Source organism: Mycolicibacterium duvalii, assembly GCF_010726645.1.
GTDB lineage: Bacteria > Actinomycetota > Actinomycetes > Mycobacteriales > Mycobacteriaceae > Mycobacterium > Mycobacterium duvalii.
Map to the genome: position 1 here is coordinate 4,574,619 of NZ_AP022563.1, position 15,951 is coordinate 4,590,569.

General features: G+C 67.5%; 18 protein-coding genes and 2 pseudogenes. 12 read left to right on the plus strand and 8 right to left on the minus strand.

Annotated features, from left to right (window positions below; all coding sequences use genetic code 11):
• Nucleotides 1–19: 19 nt before the first annotated feature.
• Nucleotides 20–460, plus strand: coding sequence for a hypothetical protein (locus G6N31_RS21565; RefSeq protein WP_098003700.1), 441 nt, complete (start codon nucleotides 20–22; stop codon nucleotides 458–460).
• 15 nt (nucleotides 461–475) lie between these two features.
• Here G6N31_RS21565 and G6N31_RS21570 read toward each other — a convergent pair whose 3' ends face one another.
• A complete protein-coding gene (locus G6N31_RS21570; RefSeq protein WP_098003699.1) occupies nucleotides 476–835 on the minus strand; it encodes an Rv2640c family ArsR-like transcriptional regulator in 360 nt (119 codons plus the stop codon).
• A gap of 99 nt (nucleotides 836–934) precedes the next feature.
• Between G6N31_RS21570 and G6N31_RS21575 the strand changes: the two genes are divergently transcribed.
• The 4 genes and pseudogenes from G6N31_RS21575 (at nucleotide 935) to G6N31_RS21590 (ending at nucleotide 3,623) form a co-directional block, all read left to right on the plus strand.
• Nucleotides 935–1,399 carry an ArsI/CadI family heavy metal resistance metalloenzyme gene (locus tag G6N31_RS21575; RefSeq protein ID WP_098003751.1) on the plus strand — a complete coding sequence of 155 codons (465 nt, stop codon included), beginning with the start codon at nucleotides 935–937 and terminating at the stop codon, nucleotides 1,397–1,399.
• Nucleotides 1,400–1,492: 93 nt separating this feature from the next.
• Entirely contained in the window at nucleotides 1,493–1,867 is a 375-nt protein-coding gene (locus G6N31_RS21580; protein ID WP_163722309.1) for an ArsR/SmtB family transcription factor, read from the plus strand.
• Nucleotides 1,864–2,940 (plus strand): annotated as a pseudogene (gene arsB, locus G6N31_RS21585) (ACR3 family arsenite efflux transporter); the annotation flags it as partial. The gene G6N31_RS21580 and the pseudogene arsB, both read left to right, overlap by 4 nt.
• Nucleotides 2,941–2,969: 29 nt before the next feature.
• Nucleotides 2,970–3,623, plus strand: coding sequence for an arsenate reductase ArsC (locus G6N31_RS21590; protein ID WP_098003697.1), 654 nt, complete (start codon nucleotides 2,970–2,972; stop codon nucleotides 3,621–3,623).
• Here G6N31_RS21590 and G6N31_RS21595 read toward each other — a convergent pair.
• Together G6N31_RS21595 and G6N31_RS21600 are read right to left on the minus strand one after the other, a co-directional pair.
• Entirely contained in the window at nucleotides 3,605–4,450 is an 846-nt protein-coding gene (locus tag G6N31_RS21595) for a TIGR03620 family F420-dependent LLM class oxidoreductase (protein WP_098003696.1), read from the minus strand. The genes G6N31_RS21590 and G6N31_RS21595 overlap by 19 nt on opposite strands.
• Nucleotides 4,451–4,497: 47 nt before the next feature.
• Nucleotides 4,498–5,279 (minus strand): annotated as a pseudogene (locus G6N31_RS21600) (SDR family NAD(P)-dependent oxidoreductase).
• 97 nt (nucleotides 5,280–5,376) lie between these two features.
• Between G6N31_RS21600 and G6N31_RS21605 the strand changes: the two are divergent.
• Entirely contained in the window at nucleotides 5,377–5,814 is a 438-nt protein-coding gene (locus G6N31_RS21605) for a MarR family winged helix-turn-helix transcriptional regulator (RefSeq protein ID WP_098003695.1), read from the plus strand.
• 104 nt (nucleotides 5,815–5,918) lie between these two features.
• Nucleotides 5,919–6,266, plus strand: coding sequence for a DoxX family protein (locus tag G6N31_RS21610; RefSeq protein WP_234815310.1), 348 nt, complete (start codon nucleotides 5,919–5,921; stop codon nucleotides 6,264–6,266).
• 12 nt (nucleotides 6,267–6,278) lie between these two features.
• Here G6N31_RS21610 and G6N31_RS21615 read toward each other — a convergent pair whose 3' ends face one another.
• Both G6N31_RS21615 and G6N31_RS21620 read right to left on the minus strand, forming a co-directional pair.
• Nucleotides 6,279–8,153, minus strand: a complete 1,875-nt coding sequence (locus G6N31_RS21615; protein ID WP_098003693.1) for a S9 family peptidase — start codon at nucleotides 8,151–8,153, stop codon at nucleotides 6,279–6,281.
• A 104-nt stretch (nucleotides 8,154–8,257) separates the two neighbouring features.
• Nucleotides 8,258–8,884, minus strand: a complete 627-nt coding sequence (locus G6N31_RS21620) for a TetR/AcrR family transcriptional regulator (RefSeq protein ID WP_420090685.1) — start codon at nucleotides 8,882–8,884, stop codon at nucleotides 8,258–8,260.
• A 137-nt stretch (nucleotides 8,885–9,021) separates the two neighbouring features.
• Here G6N31_RS21620 and G6N31_RS21625 point away from each other — a divergent pair, with 137 nt between their 5' ends.
• From G6N31_RS21625 to G6N31_RS21635, 3 genes are read left to right on the plus strand one after another with little or no spacing between them, the layout of a single operon-like run.
• On the plus strand, nucleotides 9,022–9,393 hold the full coding sequence (locus G6N31_RS21625) for a hypothetical protein (RefSeq protein WP_133117687.1): 372 nt from the start codon (nucleotides 9,022–9,024) through the stop codon (nucleotides 9,391–9,393).
• A 34-nt stretch (nucleotides 9,394–9,427) separates the two neighbouring features.
• The gene (locus G6N31_RS21630; RefSeq protein WP_098003691.1) at nucleotides 9,428–10,897 is read left to right on the plus strand and encodes a sensor histidine kinase; all 1,470 of its coding nucleotides are present in this window, start codon (nucleotides 9,428–9,430) and stop codon (nucleotides 10,895–10,897) included.
• On the plus strand, nucleotides 10,882–11,547 hold the full coding sequence (locus tag G6N31_RS21635) for a response regulator transcription factor (protein WP_098003690.1): 666 nt from the start codon (nucleotides 10,882–10,884) through the stop codon (nucleotides 11,545–11,547). Before G6N31_RS21630 ends, G6N31_RS21635 begins: the two co-directional genes overlap by 16 nt.
• A 56-nt stretch (nucleotides 11,548–11,603) precedes the next feature.
• Here G6N31_RS21635 and G6N31_RS21640 read toward each other — a convergent pair whose 3' ends face one another.
• The gene (locus tag G6N31_RS21640) at nucleotides 11,604–11,852 is read right to left on the minus strand and encodes a hypothetical protein (RefSeq protein ID WP_133117686.1); all 249 of its coding nucleotides are present in this window, start codon (nucleotides 11,850–11,852) and stop codon (nucleotides 11,604–11,606) included.
• Nucleotides 11,853–11,944: 92 nt separating this feature from the next.
• Nucleotides 11,945–13,120 carry a phosphotransferase gene (locus G6N31_RS21645; RefSeq protein ID WP_098003688.1) on the minus strand — a complete coding sequence of 392 codons (1,176 nt, stop codon included), beginning with the start codon at nucleotides 13,118–13,120 and terminating at the stop codon, nucleotides 11,945–11,947.
• Between the two features lie 142 nt (nucleotides 13,121–13,262).
• Between G6N31_RS21645 and G6N31_RS21650 the strand changes: the two genes are divergently transcribed.
• Together G6N31_RS21650 and G6N31_RS21655 are read left to right on the plus strand one after the other, a co-directional pair.
• Entirely contained in the window at nucleotides 13,263–14,009 is a 747-nt protein-coding gene (locus G6N31_RS21650; protein WP_098003687.1) for a response regulator, read from the plus strand.
• On the plus strand, nucleotides 14,006–15,166 hold the full coding sequence (locus tag G6N31_RS21655; protein ID WP_098003686.1) for a sensor histidine kinase: 1,161 nt from the start codon (nucleotides 14,006–14,008) through the stop codon (nucleotides 15,164–15,166). Before G6N31_RS21650 ends, G6N31_RS21655 begins: the two co-directional genes overlap by 4 nt.
• On the opposite strand, the gene G6N31_RS21660 is transcribed toward G6N31_RS21655, so the two are convergent.
• The gene (locus G6N31_RS21660; RefSeq protein WP_234815309.1) at nucleotides 15,153–15,776 is read right to left on the minus strand and encodes a DUF305 domain-containing protein; all 624 of its coding nucleotides are present in this window, start codon (nucleotides 15,774–15,776) and stop codon (nucleotides 15,153–15,155) included. The two genes, G6N31_RS21655 and G6N31_RS21660, sit on opposite strands and share 14 nt — an antisense overlap.
• Between the last annotated feature and the right edge of the window lie 175 nt (nucleotides 15,777–15,951).

Consider the following 15,951-nt stretch of genomic DNA (forward strand, 5'->3'; position numbering starts at 1 on the left):
CGGCGCCGATAATCGAGACATGACCCTGCTGCGTGCCGCCGGTGCAATATCCGTCGCGGTGGCTGCGTCCTGGGTGGGGTCTGCACCGGTCCAGGCGGAGGCGCTGGCCCAGCTCGACCCCGTCCCAGTGGCGGCGTCGGCGACGTGCGCGGGCAGCGTCAGTGCGGAAGCCCAGGTGGCGCCGACCGAGGTGAATGGCGGCTTCGAGAACGGTGTGCGGGTCGCGATCAACTATGACGCCGGCCGCTACGACGGCTCGTGCGCGCTGACCGTGACAGCGGCGTGGCGAAACCTCGACAGCGGCGCGTCGGGCAGCGGCGACATCACCGCGGTGTCGACGATCGACGGGCACTACGGGTTCATCGGCTACGCGAGCACCCTGTTCACCACCGGACCCGGCACCGTCGTCGTCACGCTGAGCTCACACCCGGGCGCCGAAATGCGCGTCACTCCGTCCTGATTCGTCGCGTTCCCGCTACGTGCAGCAGGTGGGGTCGAGCACGCCGCACAGCGCCTGCAGCGCTTCAGGTCTGACCCGGTAGAACACGTTCATCCCGCGGCGATCGGCCTCGACCAGCCCGGCATTGCGCAGCTGTGCAAGGTGGTGGCTGACGGTGGATTCCCGCAGCCCGAGCACGGCGGCCAGGCCTCCGCCGGTAGCCTCGCGCCGCTCCGCGCTGAACAGGTACGACATGATCTTCACCCGCACCGGGTCGGCGATGGCTTTCAGTCGCAGCGCCACCGCCAGTGCGTCGTCGTCGCTGATCGGGCCCGCGGCCACCGGGGCACAACACACCGGGGCCGACATGTCGATCACGGGCAGAGCTTTGGGCATGGCACCATCCTGCCACAGCTATTGACATATATCGAAAAGGTGACATCCTGGGCTGGACGCGTCAGTTCGATATATGTCTAATCAACCATGGAGGATGTCATGTCCCGAGTACAACTCGCGCTCAACGTCGAGGATCTCGATGAAGCGATCGCCTTCTACACCAAGCTGTTCGGCATCGAGCCGGCCAAGGTCAAGCCGGCCTACGCGAACTTCGTCGTCAGCGACCCGCCACTCAAGCTGGTCCTGCTGGAGAACCCGGGCTCCGGCGGCAGCCTCAATCACCTCGGCGTCGAGGTCGAATCCAGTGAGCGGGTGCATGCCGAGATCGCGCGGCTGACCGGGGAAGGGCTCTTCACGGACGAGGAGATCGGCACCACGTGTTGCTTCGCCACCCAGGACAAGGTGTGGGTGACCGGGCCGGGTGGTGAGAAGTGGGAGGTCTACACCGTGCTCGCCGACTCGGAAACCTTCGGAACCAGCCCGCAGCACCGCGAGCCGGACGCCGACGCGACGCCGTGTTGTGGCAGCGCAGCAGCCAACGAGCCCGCTGCGACCTGCTGCTGAAGGACCGACGGTCGGGTCCCGGCGCCGCCCGGGGCCCGATCGTTCACCGGACGTTCGTTTGCCTGCTGATTCGATTCCTGTCAATATCGATGCATGTCGAATTCGCGGCCGCCGACGATCATGCCGGATGACTGTTGTCCCCCCGGAGCGCTACTGCGCGAGCCGATCTCGCCGGCCGCCGCCGCCGACATGGTCGTCACGCTCAAAGCGCTGGCCGACCCGGTGCGGCTGCAGCTGTACTCGGCGATCGCCAGCCACGCCGGCGGCGAGGCGTGTGTCTGCGACATCTCGGTCGGCGTCGACGTCGCGCAGTCGACGATCAGTCACCACCTCAAGGTGCTGCGTGACGCCGGGTTGCTGACCTCCGAACGGCGAGCGTCGTGGGTCTACTACAAGGTGGCGCCCGGTGCGCTGGAGAGCTTGTCGGCACTGATCGGTTCCGACGCCGCCGTCGGAGCGCGACGATGACCGACACCGCGGCCCCGGCAGTGGCCGCCAGACTGTCCACCCTGGACCGGTTCCTGCCGCTGTGGATCGGCGCCGCGATGGTCGCCGGGCTGCTGCTCGGCCGCTGGATCCCTGGTCTGGACTCCGCGCTGGAAAGTGTTCAGCTCGACGGCATTTCGCTGCCGATCGCGCTGGGCCTGCTGATCATGATGTACCCGGTGCTGGCCAAGGTCCGCTACGACCGCCTCGACACCGTCACCGGTGACCGTCGGTTGCTGCTGTCCTCGCTGCTGCTGAACTGGGTCCTCGGACCGGCTTTGATGTTCGCCCTGGCCTGGCTGATGCTGCCCGACCTGCCCGAGTACCGCACCGGACTGATCATCGTCGGCCTCGCGCGCTGCATCGCGATGGTCATCATCTGGAACGACCTGGCTTGCGGTGACCGGGAAGCGGCCGCGGTTCTCGTGGCCCTCAACTCGCTCTTCCAGGTCGTGATGTTCGCGGTGCTGGGCTGGTTCTACCTGTCGGTGCTGCCCGGGTGGCTCGGGCTGGAACAGACCACCATCGCGGCCTCGCCGTGGCAGATCGCCAAGTCGGTGCTGATCTTCCTCGGTATCCCGCTGCTCGCCGGCTACCTCTCCCGCCGGATCGGCGAACGCCGGAAAGGCAGAGACTGGTACGAGACGCGGTTTTTGCCGCGCATCGGCCCCTGGGCCCTCTACGGTTTGCTGTTCACCATCGTGATTCTCTTTGCGCTGCAGGGGGACCAGATCACCAACAACCCGTGGGACGTCGCCCGGATCGCACTGCCGCTGTTGGTCTACTTCGCGGTGATGTGGGGCGGCGGTTATCTGCTGGGCGCGCTGCTGGGTCTGGGATACGAACGCACCACCACCCTGGCCTTCACCGCTGCGGGCAACAACTTCGAATTGGCCATCGCGGTGGCGATCGCCACCTATGGCGCCACCTCCGGACAGGCACTGGCGGGGGTAGTCGGCCCGCTGATCGAGGTACCCGTGCTGGTCGGCCTGGTCTACGTGTCCCTGGCGCTGCGACGCCGCTTCACCCAGCACACCAATCAGCATCTGCCCGACGATTCGACGCTACGAACGGATTCCCCACGATGACGGACAGCCAGGTCGCCCGCGACCTCTCGATCGATCAACAGTTGGCGCTGCGCACCGCGGCGACGCGGTTGCAGGCGGAGTTCGGCACCGCTTTCGGTACCGAGACCATCGAACGCTTTCTGCACTCGTCCTACGACCAATTCGCCGGGCGGGCCACCATCCTCAAGTTCCTTCCCCTGCTCGCCGAACGCTTCGCCCGCCAACGGCTCCACGCGCTCGCGCGGGTGGAAGGCAAGATCAGCGACGGCAAACCGACCGTGCTGTTTCTGTGCACCCACAACGCCGGACGCTCCCAGATGGCGCTCGGCTTCTTCACCCATCTCGCCGGCGAGGCCGCCGTGGCCTGGTCGGGCGGATCGGAGCCGGGAACCGAGATCAACCCCGCCGCGATCGCCGCGATGGCCGAGGTCGGCATCGACATCACCACCGAGTATCCGAAGCCCTGGACCGACGAGATCGTCCAAGCTGCCGACGTTGTCATCACCATGGGGTGTGGGGACGCCTGCCCGATCTTCCCCGGCAAGCGTTACGAGAACTGGGATCTCCCGGACCCCGCCGGACAGGGCCTCGAGGCAGTGCGGCCCATCCGGGACATGATCGACACCCGAGTCCGCAGCCTGCTCGACGAACTTCACGTGCCTATCGAATGAAGGGCCGAGCGCCGCGGCAACACCCAGGGCGCCAGCAGTCGGGCGGCCTGGCCGGCGTCGGGTTGGCCGGCGCGGTGCACGACGCTGAGGTACACGTGATCCGCACCGGCGTCGTGATGGCGGCGAATGCGTTCACCGATCTGCTGCGGGTCGCCCCAGGCGACGAACCCGTCGACGACCGAGTCGGTCAGCGCGGCGATGTCGGCCCGTGAAAAACCCTGGCGCAGCGCGGAGTTGACGTAAGCAGGCAGGGTGAACAGCATCCGCAACGGGATCCGGGCGGATTCGCGGGCCGTGGCCGGATCGGTGTCGACGACGACGTACTGGCCCACGGCCAGCACCGGGCCCGCACCGAGCTGCTCGCGCGCGATGCGCGTGTACGCCGGGGTGAACAGCATCGGGACGGCGCCCAGGAAATGCCGCCGCGCAATGCCGAGCTTGTGCGGCCCGAACGCGGCGAGGATTCTGCGCTCCCGTGGAATGCCGGCGTCGAGTTGGTCGACGTCACTGTAGAGCCGGCCGATGGCCCCCGGGGTCTGGGCGGAACCGAGCCCGATCAGCAGTCGGCCCGGGGCCGCGGCCTCGGCCCGGGTGAACAACCGCTCGACCGCCGGCGGGCCGAACACATCGGGTGGGATGACCGCCGGTGCCACGGTGACCGATCTCGTCGCAGCGAGCACCTCGGTGAGCCGGTCCAGGCGGTCGAGCTGCCCGCCATTGATCCACAGCGCATTGTAGCCAAGCCGTTCCATTGTCACGGCATCGTCCAGATACGTTCCATCGGAGGAGATTTCGACGACGAACCCGACCGACCTATGTGCGAGCATGCGCCAACGGTAAAACCTCAACCAAACTTGAGGTCAATAGCAGAAGGTCAGCGGAATGCGCCCGCCCCGCCATCGGCCAGCAACGTCTGACCCGTCAGGTACGCGGCGTCGGGACCGACGAGAAACGCGACCACACCCCCGATGTCGGTGGCGGGGTCGCCGATACGCCTGAGCGCCGTACTCTTGACGACCCTGTCGTAGTGCTTCGGAGCGGCGTCGCGCAGCACCCGCAAGCCGTCGGTCTCGGCCAGCGGACACACCACGTTGACGCGGATCCCCTCGCGGCCCCATTCCAGCGCAGCGGCCTTGGACATCCCCCGGATGGCCTCTTTGGCCCCGGCGTAGGCGCCGAAGAACGGTTCACCATTGGTGCCCGCGGCACTGCCGATGTTCACGATCGCGCCCCCGCCCTTGCCGGCCATCACCGGGTGACGGCCTGCATGAGGGAAAACGTCGCCCGCGGCCCGGTGTCGAAGACCAGGTCGTAATCCTCGGCGGTGAGGTCGACGAACGGTTTGGGTCCGCAGCTGGCGACGGCGTTGTTGACCAGCGCGTCCACCGTGGCGAACGCGTCGAGGGCGGCCTGCACGATCCGTTGGGGACTGCCGGGGTCGCGCAGGTCGGCCACCACCGAGGTGACTCGGTAGCCCGCCCGCTTGAATTCCGTTGCGGTGGAGGCAAGCACGTCTTCCAGAATGTCGGTGAGCAGCACCGACGCACCGCGGGCCAGCAGCGCCGAGGCGATGCCCTTGCCGACCCCGCGGGCGGCGCCGGTGACGATCACCACCTGCCCGTCCAACGGCCCGGTGACGGGTGTGCTGCTGGTCATCGCCGCCCTTTCCGTCCGCCCATCTCTGGCATCTTCCCACGGCTTACGCGCAGCGGTCAGTTGCGCACAATTCAATTGCGCACTGTAGTGTTGCGGTATGTCCGCGCCCCGTCTCGACGAGCAGCTGTGCTTCGCGCTGTACTCGGCGTCTCGAGCCGTGACCGCTGCCTACCGTCCGATCCTCGACGAGCTGAACCTGACCTATCCGCAGTATCTGGTGCTGCTCGTGTTGTGGGAGGAGGAGCCGTGCACCGTCGGTCATCTGGGCCGGCGGCTGCACCTGGACTCGGGAACGTTGTCGCCGCTGCTGAAGCGGCTCGAGGGGGCCGGTCTGGTGCGTCGGGAGCGCAGTGCCGACGACGAACGGCGCGTCGGTGTCACTCTCACCGCGGCGGGCCGTGCACTCGAGCAGCGCGCGGCCTGCGTTCCCGAGCGACTCCTCGGCTCGACCGACGTCCCGGCGGCCGATCTGATGGCGCTGCGTGAGGCGCTCAACCTGATCACCGCGGAACTGCACGCCCGCAACACCACCTGATCGTCACACCCCGCCAGAGAAAGGTCGACCCTGTGTCTGAACTCCCGCCGCCGCCTCCGACGACGCCCGCTCGCACCGTGGCCCGCTACACCCTGGCCGCGGCGATGATCTTCGCCGGATTCAGCCACCTGTTCTGGGCCCGCGAAGAGTTCCAGGCGCAGGTGCCGGGCTGGGTGCCGATGGACGCCGACGGCGTCGTCATGGCTTCTGGCGGGGTCGAGATCACCCTGGGCGTCGGACTGGCCGTGCTCAATCGCGACCGGGTTCTGGTGGGTCGGCTGTTGGCGGCGTTCTTCATCCTGATCTTCCCCGGCAACATCGCGCAGTACGTCAACGGAGCCGATGGTTTCGGTCTGAACAGTGACACCAGCCGCTTCATCCGGCTTCTCTTCCAGCCGGTGCTGATCGCGTGGGCGTTGTGGGCCACCGGGATTCCGCGGCAGAAGAAGTGAGGTAGCCCGGGTTCATTCGCGGGCGCCGAGGTGACGCGCGAGGAAGGCCTCGATGGCACGGTACATCTGAATCACGTTCTCCGGGTTGACCGCTCCGTGGCCTTCGTCCGATTGGACCAGATACTCGACCTCGACATCGCGGGCTCGGAGCGCGTTGACGAGGTTGTCGGACTCGGCCTGCACCACCCGGACGTCGTTGGCGCCCTGAATGACCAGCAACGGAGTGCGGATCTGGTCGACCCGGGTGATCGGGGAGCGGGCTCGCATGTCGGCCAACTGCTCTGGGTCGTCGGGATCGCCGACGTAGCGGTGCCAGTTGTTGGCCAGGTGCGGACGCGCCACCGGCGGCAGCGTGCGCATGAAGTTCGCCAGATCCGAGACGCCGACATAGTCGACTGCCGCGGCGAACACATCCGGGGTGAACGTGACGCCGACCAGCGCGGCGTAGCCGCCGTAGGACCCGCCCATGATCGCGACCCGGTGGGGGTCGGCGTACCCCTGCTCGACCGCCCAGTTCACGCCGTCGATCAGGTCGTCGTGCATCCTGCCGGCGAACTCGCCGATCGCTGCCTTGAGAAAGGATGAGCCGAAGCCCAGTGACCCGCGGAAATTGACCTGTAGCACCGCATAACCGCGATTGGCCAGCAGCTGCACCCCGGGGTGGTACTCCCAGGAGTCTCGAAACCACGGGCCGCCGTGAACCAGAAGGACCAGCGGCAGACCCGTCGGTTCCACGCCGAGGGGCAGGGTCAGATACGAGTGCAGCGTCAGTCCGTCGCGTGACGTGATCGCCACCGACTGCATCGGAGCGAGCTGACCGGGATCCAGGTGCGGAAAGGGCCGGTACAGCAGGCGGCTCTCCCCGGTCTCGTGGTCGTAGAGGTAGGTGGCGTGCGGATCGCGGTCGTGGACGAAGTTGACCACCCACCGCCGGCCGTCCTCGTCGGAGGTGATGCGTCCGATGTCCCCGTCGGAGAGCTTTCCCAACTCGGCCAGCACATCGGCGAAGTAGGGATCGAGCGCGTGAATCACCTGCCGTTCCCGTAGATATCGCACGCCGAGCAGTTCACCGGTGCGCCGGTGCTGGATCAGAGGCTGCGGCATCAACGGACTGACCGCGCCTCGGTGGTCGAGGTCGAACTCCGGATGGCTGTCGACTTCGACCTCGTCGCCGGTGGCGAGGTCGACGCGGACCAGTCGCGTGTGGTCGCTGCCGCGGCTGGATCCGACCCAGACGCCCGTGCCGTCCGGGGTCAAGACGAGCGGGTGGATGCCCACCGGGTGGTCGGATCCGTCGAAGGTTGTGATCTTCTGCAAGCTCCCGGTGCGGTCGTCCCACCGGGACAGATCGAGATGGCCGTCGTCGGTCAGCGCCGTGGCAAACAGCTGGCCGTCGTCGGTGCTCAGCCAGTTGAACGCTCGTCCGGGATTCTGGGCGAGCAAGGAGGTCTCGCCGGTAGCGATCTGCAGTTCGTACACGTCGAACAACTGCGGATCGCGCCTGTTCATGAGAATGACGGCCTTGCCGTTCTCGAAATCGGTGATCGGGGAGGCGATTACGCCGGGGTACGGTGTCAGGTTGACTGGCGCCCCAGCCGGATCTTCCAGATCGATCCGGTAGATGTGCCAGTTCTCGTCGCCGTTCGTGTCCTGCAGATAGATCATCCAGCGCGGGTCGTCGGTCCAGTCGAAGTGGTGCACGCTGCGCACGTCGTCGCTCGTGACACAGCGTGGTTCGTCGGACTCGATGTCCTGAACCCAGACATTGAGTCGATTGCGCCAGGGCGCGAGGAACGCGATCCGGGTTCCGTCGGGCGAGATCATCGCTCCGGCGCGGGTGGGTGGGTTGAAGAAGTCCTCGACCGAGATGGACTCGGGCAGTGCCATGAAGAAGCCTTTCGAGTGATGAGCAGGGCAGGGTCCGATCAGCCACCGAGGTCCTGCGGTCCCGGCCGGCGTGCTACGTGAAGTTGTCGTGCGGTGGATTTCGGTCAGGTGCTGGGTCCGCCGAATCTGCCGTTGGTGGCGTCCCGCACGGCGCGGTCTATCAAGTCGAGAGCCTCCTCCTGGCTGACCTTCTCGCCGTCGACGATGACGCGGCGCCCGACGTCCTCGTCGATGACGCGGAACGCCCCCGTAACGGCAGCCGCGCAGAGGCGCACCGTGAGATCCTGCTGTGGCAGCCGAAGTCGTTCGGCCACAACGGGGATGAAGTCGCGCTCCATCTGATCGTGCACCATCAGGTACGACGTCCGGATAGCCGGTTCGTGTACCGACATCGTGGTGATGCGCAGTGCGTGGCGGACATCGGCGATCTCCTGGTCAGACAGCGGATGCTGCTTGGTGTAGGAGGCCATGTGCTCGGCCAACGACAGTTCCGCCGGCCACTGCCCCGCCAACGCGATGAACCGCTGCGCCGACAACGCCAGCACCGGCTCCACACAGCTTTCCTTGCTGCGGAAGTACCGCCACACTGTGCGGGTGGAAAGCCCCGCGGCAGCGGCGATGTCATCCCCGCTGGTGGCGTTGACGCCGCGTTCCCAGAACAACTCGCAGGCGTGCCGGGATACCTCAAGGCGTGCCTGCGCCTGCCGCTCAGTGGTACCGATCGGCTTCACCTCCTTGTCACTTAGTGACAGCCTCCACTGTGTCACTAAGTGACAACCGCGTCAAGCGTGGACGGTATCGGCGGAGATGAGAGTGCTCTCATCTCCGTCTCATGTCCCGGCCATTGCCTGTCGGCAGACTCCAGGACATGCGAGGACCCGTGGTGTTGGCCGTGGCCGCCGGCGTAGCCGCGGTCGGTCTCGTCGTGGCCACCGCGGTGTCGTTCAGCTCGACCTCGGTCCACGAGCCCCTCGGCCCGATCGTCGTACAGGCCCCGCCTTCGCCTCCGCCACCCGGGCCGGACCCGGCGACCGCCTCGACAGTCGAGTCAGGTCAGAGCGACGCCGTGCCGGCACCACCGCACGTCACGCGCGAGGCCGACGTCCCGGCCCCGCCGCCGGCGCTGCAACGCGGCATCAACGACAGGGACGACGACGGGGACGACGACCGGGACTCCGACGACGACGGGAATGATGACGACGACTGGGATGATGACGGGGACGAAGGGGACGACGACTGAGTCCACGTCTGCGGCGGGTATCCCGGAGGGCGTCATGACCTCCACCGACCAGCAGCGACCGTTGTGGCGGCGGCTGCTGCCCTCGGCTGCCCGCACCCGCATCATGGCGTGGGTGTTGCTGCTGGTGCTCGCCGCGCTGCTGATCGTCACATTCGTCACCTGGCGTCTGATGGTGTCCACGGTCAACGGCCGGATGGATGAGGCGTTGCGCTACGAGGTCGAGGAGTTCACGGAGTTGACCGCCCCCGGCATCAACCCGCGTACCGGCGAGCCGTTCGTCGGCGTCGACGAGGTCATCCGGGAGGCCATCGCCTACAACCTCGCCCGCCCGAATGAGAAATTTCTCGGCTACGTCGACGGCGGCTACCACACGCAGAGCCGCCAGGAGCCCGGCATCCCCGAGGTGCTGGCCGGTGACCCCGATTTCACCGCACTGGTCGGTTCGGTGACCGACCCCGTTCAGTCCAGCTACGAGCACCCCGAGGTGGGCGAGGTGCGCTATCTGGCGATCCCCGTGCGGCTTGCCGGCGATCCCGCGAACGGGGTCATCGTCGCGGCCTACCTCGGCGACGCGGAGCGGGCCGCAGCCGATGAAGCCGCCCGTCTGATGCTGATCGTGGGCGCGGCCACCGTATTGGGGGCGACTGCGGCAGCGTGGTTGATCGCCGGACGGATCCTCGCTCCGTTGCGTGATGTCACGGAGACGGCGAACCAGATCACCGAGACGGATCTGTCCCGGCGGATCCCGTCGCGCGGCGAAGGTGACGAACTCGACGCCCTGGTGACCACCGTCAACGGCATGCTGGACCGCGTCGAGGCCGCGGTGTCGGCGCAGCGGCGGTTCATCGACGACGCGGGCCACGAATTGCGTACCCCGATCACGATCATCCGGGGCCATCTCGAGGTGCTCGATGCCGGCGACCCTGCCGACGTCGCGGCCACGGTCGCGCTCGTCGACGACGAGCTGATGCGGATGAACCGGATGGTCTCGGACCTGCTGCTGCTCGCCCGTGCCGAACAGCCGTCCTTCCTGCAGCCCGAAATGACCGATGTCGGCATACTGACCCGCGAGATCTTCGACAAGGTGACCCGGCTCGGCGACCGCCGGTACGACCTGCAGTCGGTGGCCGAGGTGTCGTCGGTGCTGGACCCGCAGCGCATCACCCAAGCCATGGTCGCCCTGGCCGACAACGCCTGCCGCTACACCACCACCGGCGCCTGGATCGGCGTCGGTTCCAGTCTGCACGAGGGGTGGCTGCGCTTCTGGGTTTCGGACTCCGGGCCGGGCGTCTCCGAAGCGGACCGCAGCCGGATCTTCGAACGCTTCGCCCGCGGCAGCGCCGGCGGGCAGCGTTCCGACGGCGCGGGCCTGGGGCTGTCGATCGTGGCGGCGATCGCGGTGGCGCACGGCGGGCGGGTCCATCTCGACAGCATCCCCGGGCGCGGCGCGACGTTCGCCGTCACCATCCCCGCCTACCTGGAGCAGCCATGGCCCGCATCCTGATCGCCGAAGACGAGCCGAGAATCGCATCCTTCATCGAAAAGGGCCTGACTTCAGCGGGTTTCGTCACGAGCACCGTCGCCGACGGCGCGTCGGCGTTCGACTACGCGATGACCGGTGGATTCGACCTGATGGTGCTCGACATCGGGCTGCCGGAGATGGACGGATTCACCGTGCTGCGCAAGCTGCGTGCCGAAGGCAACCGGATCCCGGTCATCGTGCTGACGGCCCGCGACAGCGTGCAGGACACGGTGGCCGGTCTTGAAGGCGGCGCTGACGACTACATGCCCAAGCCTTTCCGATTCGAGGAGCTGCTCGCGCGCACGCGGTTGCGTCTGACCGCCGAGCGTCCCACCGAACTCACGGTGTTGTCCTGTGGCGGGCTGTCACTCGACCTGCGCACCCGGCGCGCCACCGTCGGGGGCTGCACCGTCGACCTGTCGGCACGGGAGTTCGCACTGGCCGAGACGTTCCTCCGGCACCCCGGCCAGGTGCTGACCCGTGAACAGTTGCTCAGCCACGTCTGGGGTTACGACTTCGACCCGGCCTCCAACGTGGTCGACGTCTACGTCCGCTACCTCCGACGCAAGCTGGGCGCCGACCGCTTCGTCACGTTGCGCGGTATGGGGTATCGACTCGAAGAGCTGCCCTGAGAACACAGCTGCCCGTCCCGGTGTCGGCCGGAACGGGCAGCGCAACGGCGACCGGGTCAGTCGTCGTAAGGGCTGTCGTCCCAGGGGCTGTCGTCCCAGGAGTCATCCCAGGAATCGTCCATCGCCGCGAACGACACCACCGACCGGTCATCGGCGAAGACCCAGTCCAGCGCCGACGAGCCGATCGCTGCGTGGGCCGCGGGTACCGGCTCGGACGCGGCCGACGCCGCACCCGCGCCGACGACACCGAGGCCGGTGAGTGCGGCACCAACGGTGACGACCTTCCAGGTGGGCATGTGACTCATGATGTGTGTCTCCTTATCTCGCAATCGTTTCCCGACACTGCAACTGTGTCCTGATCAGATGAGGGGCCCAGGAGGCGGACATGAGTGACCTCTCATCTGTGGAGCCATGTCCTCGCCAATTCGAGCCGCCGCGCGGTGAGTTGCGGCCACCGCGGGTGACAGGTGCGGAACGGCCCGGTGGCCAGTCCGAACACCACCGCCGCCACCCGATGTCGAAGAGCCGCGGGCTCCACTCTGCGACAGGCGAATCGAAGCATCTGATCCATATAGTGCCGAGCCCGCGGCACGGCCGGGCCGGCAACCGACAGGTGGCCGATCAGGGTGGCCCAGTCGTCGGCGCGTTCCCCTGGCCCGACGGTGTCGACATCGAGCAGCCCCGTCACCCGCCCGTCGACGGCCAGCAACTGGCCCTCGTAGAAGTCACCGTGGGTCGGCACAACGGCATGCAGCGGAGTCGCCGCTGAACGCAATTCGTCGTGAAGCCTGCGCAGCGTGCCCAGCAGACCAGGAGTGCCGCACGCGGTGAGGCGCAGCACGGCCGCGGCGTCGTCGACGCGGTCGAGGACCGTGCGGCGGCCCGGCAGCGTCATCACCCGGTCGGGCAGCGCGGTCAACAGCGCCTCCAGGTGCGCTGGACCGGGCAGTGGCATCTCGTCGCGGGTGAGGAGGTCGCGCAGCGGAGTCCCGGGCGCGCGTGGCAGCACGACCACGCCGTCATCGGAGCACCCCAGCACCGAGGGCACGGGCACCGACGGTGCCAGCAGGTCATGCCGCGCGCGCAGTGCTGCTACCGCGTCGGGACGAACGACCTTCGCGAACCATGTCTGCGTACCATCGCTGATCTCGACGACGGCACGCCGTCCCGGGCGGTACGCCCGCACGACGGCGCGTACCGGACCCGTGGGGCACACTCCGAGTTCCCGCAGTCCGGTGACCGGGTCATCGAGCAGGGCCAAGCCGGGCAGCGCGGGGTCCTGCGGCCAGCGCCACACACCGACGTGCAGATCCAGACCGCGATATTCGCCGGCGACGACGGCGGCACCGGCGGGCAGGGCCGAGCCGGTGGCGGCGACCAGCACCTCGCGGCCGCGGCTGCCGTCGGTTCGTCGCACCGATGCGCGATAGCGGACCAGCACCGCACCGTCCGGCCTGACCGTGACGGTCACCGGATCCAGCGAGCGCAGCTCGCCGCCGTACTCGGCGACCGCCGCGCCCAGTACGCCGGGTGCCGGCGGGCCCAGCAGCAGGTCGAGGGCGGCGGCGATCATTGGGTCCAGGCTGGACGGCGCGCGGGAGAAGGAGATGACAGCTCCATGAGAGAGCTCTCATGGAGGGCTCGGCGCGAGTGTCGGTTCTGTGAAGGTTCCCTCAACGGTCGATATGGCGGCGATTCGGCGGCACGATGGAGTGATGGACGGCGTTGCGCTTGCCCCTCGAGATGACGCGCACCGGGGTTATCGTGCGCTCGTCGTGGACGACGAGGCACCGTTGGCCGACGTCATCGCCAGTTACCTGGATCGGGAACACTTCGAGGTCACCGTCTGCCACACCGGGGTCGAGGCGCTTGCGGTGGCGCGCGACGTCGATCCTGATGTCGTGGTGCTCGACCTCGGGCTTCCCGGTCTCGACGGCGTCGAGGTCTGCCGCCAGTTGCGCACGTTCTCCGACGCCTATGTGGTGATGCTGACCGCACGTGACACCGAGATGGACACCGTCGTCGGCTTGTCGGTCGGCGCCGACGATTACGTGACGAAGCCGTTCAGTCCGCGGGAGCTGGTGGCCCGGATCCGCGCGATGCTACGCCGTCCCCGAGCGGTGGCGACGTCGGCACCGGCGCCGGCCGAGGTCCCGGCGCCACGGGTGTTCGGCGCGCTCACGATCGATGTCGCGGGCCGACAGGTCGACCTCGACGACGAGCCGATCATGTTGACGCGCACCGAGTTCGACATACTCGCTGCGTTGTCGTCACGGCCCGCAGTGGTCTGGACCCGCAGGCAGCTCATCGATGCGGTCTGGGGTGAGCCGTGGGTGGGCAACGACCACCTCGTGGATGTCCACATCGGTCATGTGCGGCGCAAACTCGGTGACGATCCATCCGCGCCCCGCTTCGTCGTCACGGTGCGCGGGGTGGGATACCGCATGGGGACCGGTCGATGAGGGGACCGGGCGGTTGGGGCCTGCTGCGTCGACTCGTCGTCGCTCAAGGCGTGGTGTTGCTGGCCAGCGGAGCCACCACGTGGCTCGTCGCGATGATCGTCGGGCCACCGCTGTTTCGTGACCACTTGCATCAAGCCGGTGTGCCGCACAACTCGTACGAACAGTTCCATGCCGAGCAGGCCTACCGGCACGCCACGGCGATCGCCATCGTGGTGGCCATCACGGTCGCGGCGTTGACGGCATTCGTGGTGACTCTGTATCTGAGTCGGCGGGTCCGGCGTTCGGTGGCCGAAGTGTCGCGGGCCGCGTCGGACGTGGCCGAAGGGCACTACGACGCGCGTGTGACACCGCCGCGACTCGGCGATGAATTCGACGAGCTGGCAGGTGCTTTCAACCAGATGGCACAGCGGCTCCAGGCAGTGGAGTCGACTAGGCGCCGTCTCTTCGGTGATCTGGCTCATGAGATCCGTACCCCGGTGGCGGTGCTCGAAGCCTACCTGGAAGCAGTCGAGGATCATGTCAAAACCCTTGATTCCCAGACTATTGCGATGTTGCGAGAACAGGCGGACAGGCTGGTGCGGCTGTCGGCGGATGCCGCGGCCTTGGCGCAAGCCGAAGAGGCGCACGCCACCATCGCCCCGGGGTGGGTCGACCCCGACAGGCTCGTGGACGCGGTGAGGGCCGCGGTGACCGATCGGTACGCTGCCAAAGGGGTGGCACTGGCCTCACACAGCTCTGGGCCGCACTTCTGGGGTGACAAGCAGCGGTTGGCTCAGATACTGGCGAACCTGCTCGACAATGCGCTGCGGCACACACCTGCCGGCGGGCACGTCACCGTGACCGCCGCGGTGACCGACGACGACGCGGTCTTCGTTGTCGCCGATGACGGTGAAGGTGTCGCCGGGGAGCACCTCCCGCATCTGTTCGAGCGCTTCTACCGGGCGGACGCGGCACGCAGTCGCGACCAAGGCGGAGCGGGCATCGGGCTGGCCATCGCCAAGGCGCTGACCGAAGCTCACGGCGGACGCATCAGTGTGCGTAGCGGTGGTCCGGGTAGCGGGACCACTTTCACGGTGACCATCCCGAGCCAGCCGGTGTCCGAATCGCGGAACTCCGGCCGGCCGGACGGGCGCGAGCCGGCGGCTACAACGAGCTGAGAACCTGGTTCATGGTGTCGATCTCCTGCTGTTGGCTGGCGATGATCGACTCGGCGAGTGTCACCGCCTCGGGGAACTCGCCGTTGTCGATCTCGTCCTGTGCCATCGTGATTGCGCCCTCGTGATGCGCGATCATCTGTGTGAGGAACAGCCTGCTGGCCTCGACGCCCTGTGCGGCCTCCAAGGCCTGGATGTCCTCCGGCGACAGCATTCCCGCCATACCGGCCATCCCCGGCATCATCGGCCCGCCGTCATCCATCCCGCCGTGGTCCATGCCACCGTGGTGTGGCGTGTCGCCGGGCATGCCCTCCATGTCGTGGGGGCCCCACTGATCCAGCCAGCCCTGCATCTGCGCGATCTCGGGGCCTTGCGCTGCCTTGATCTGATTCGCCAGGTCGATCACCCGCGGGTCGATGCCCTGCTTGGCGAGGACGATGTCGCTGATCTGAATGGCCTGCTCGTGGTGAGGAATCATGTGGCGCGCGAACATCATATCGGCCTGATTGTGCGCCACGGCGGCGTCATCGCTCGAAGTCTGCACAGTTTCGGGAGCGGGCGGGCTTCCCTCATTGTCCGCCGAATTGCCGCACGCGGTGAGCGCCGCAACCATCGCTGCTGCGGCCACTGTTGCTGACACCACTCTGGACCTGTTCACCGAACATCCTCTCGCCAACGGTTTCGACCCCATCAAGCCTCCCCGGACTCCTTAGCGTGGCTCTAGTCGTTTTCTAAAGATTCGATATAGACGGCGCACGAGACACCGCTGCTCCGACCACAGCCGGTCA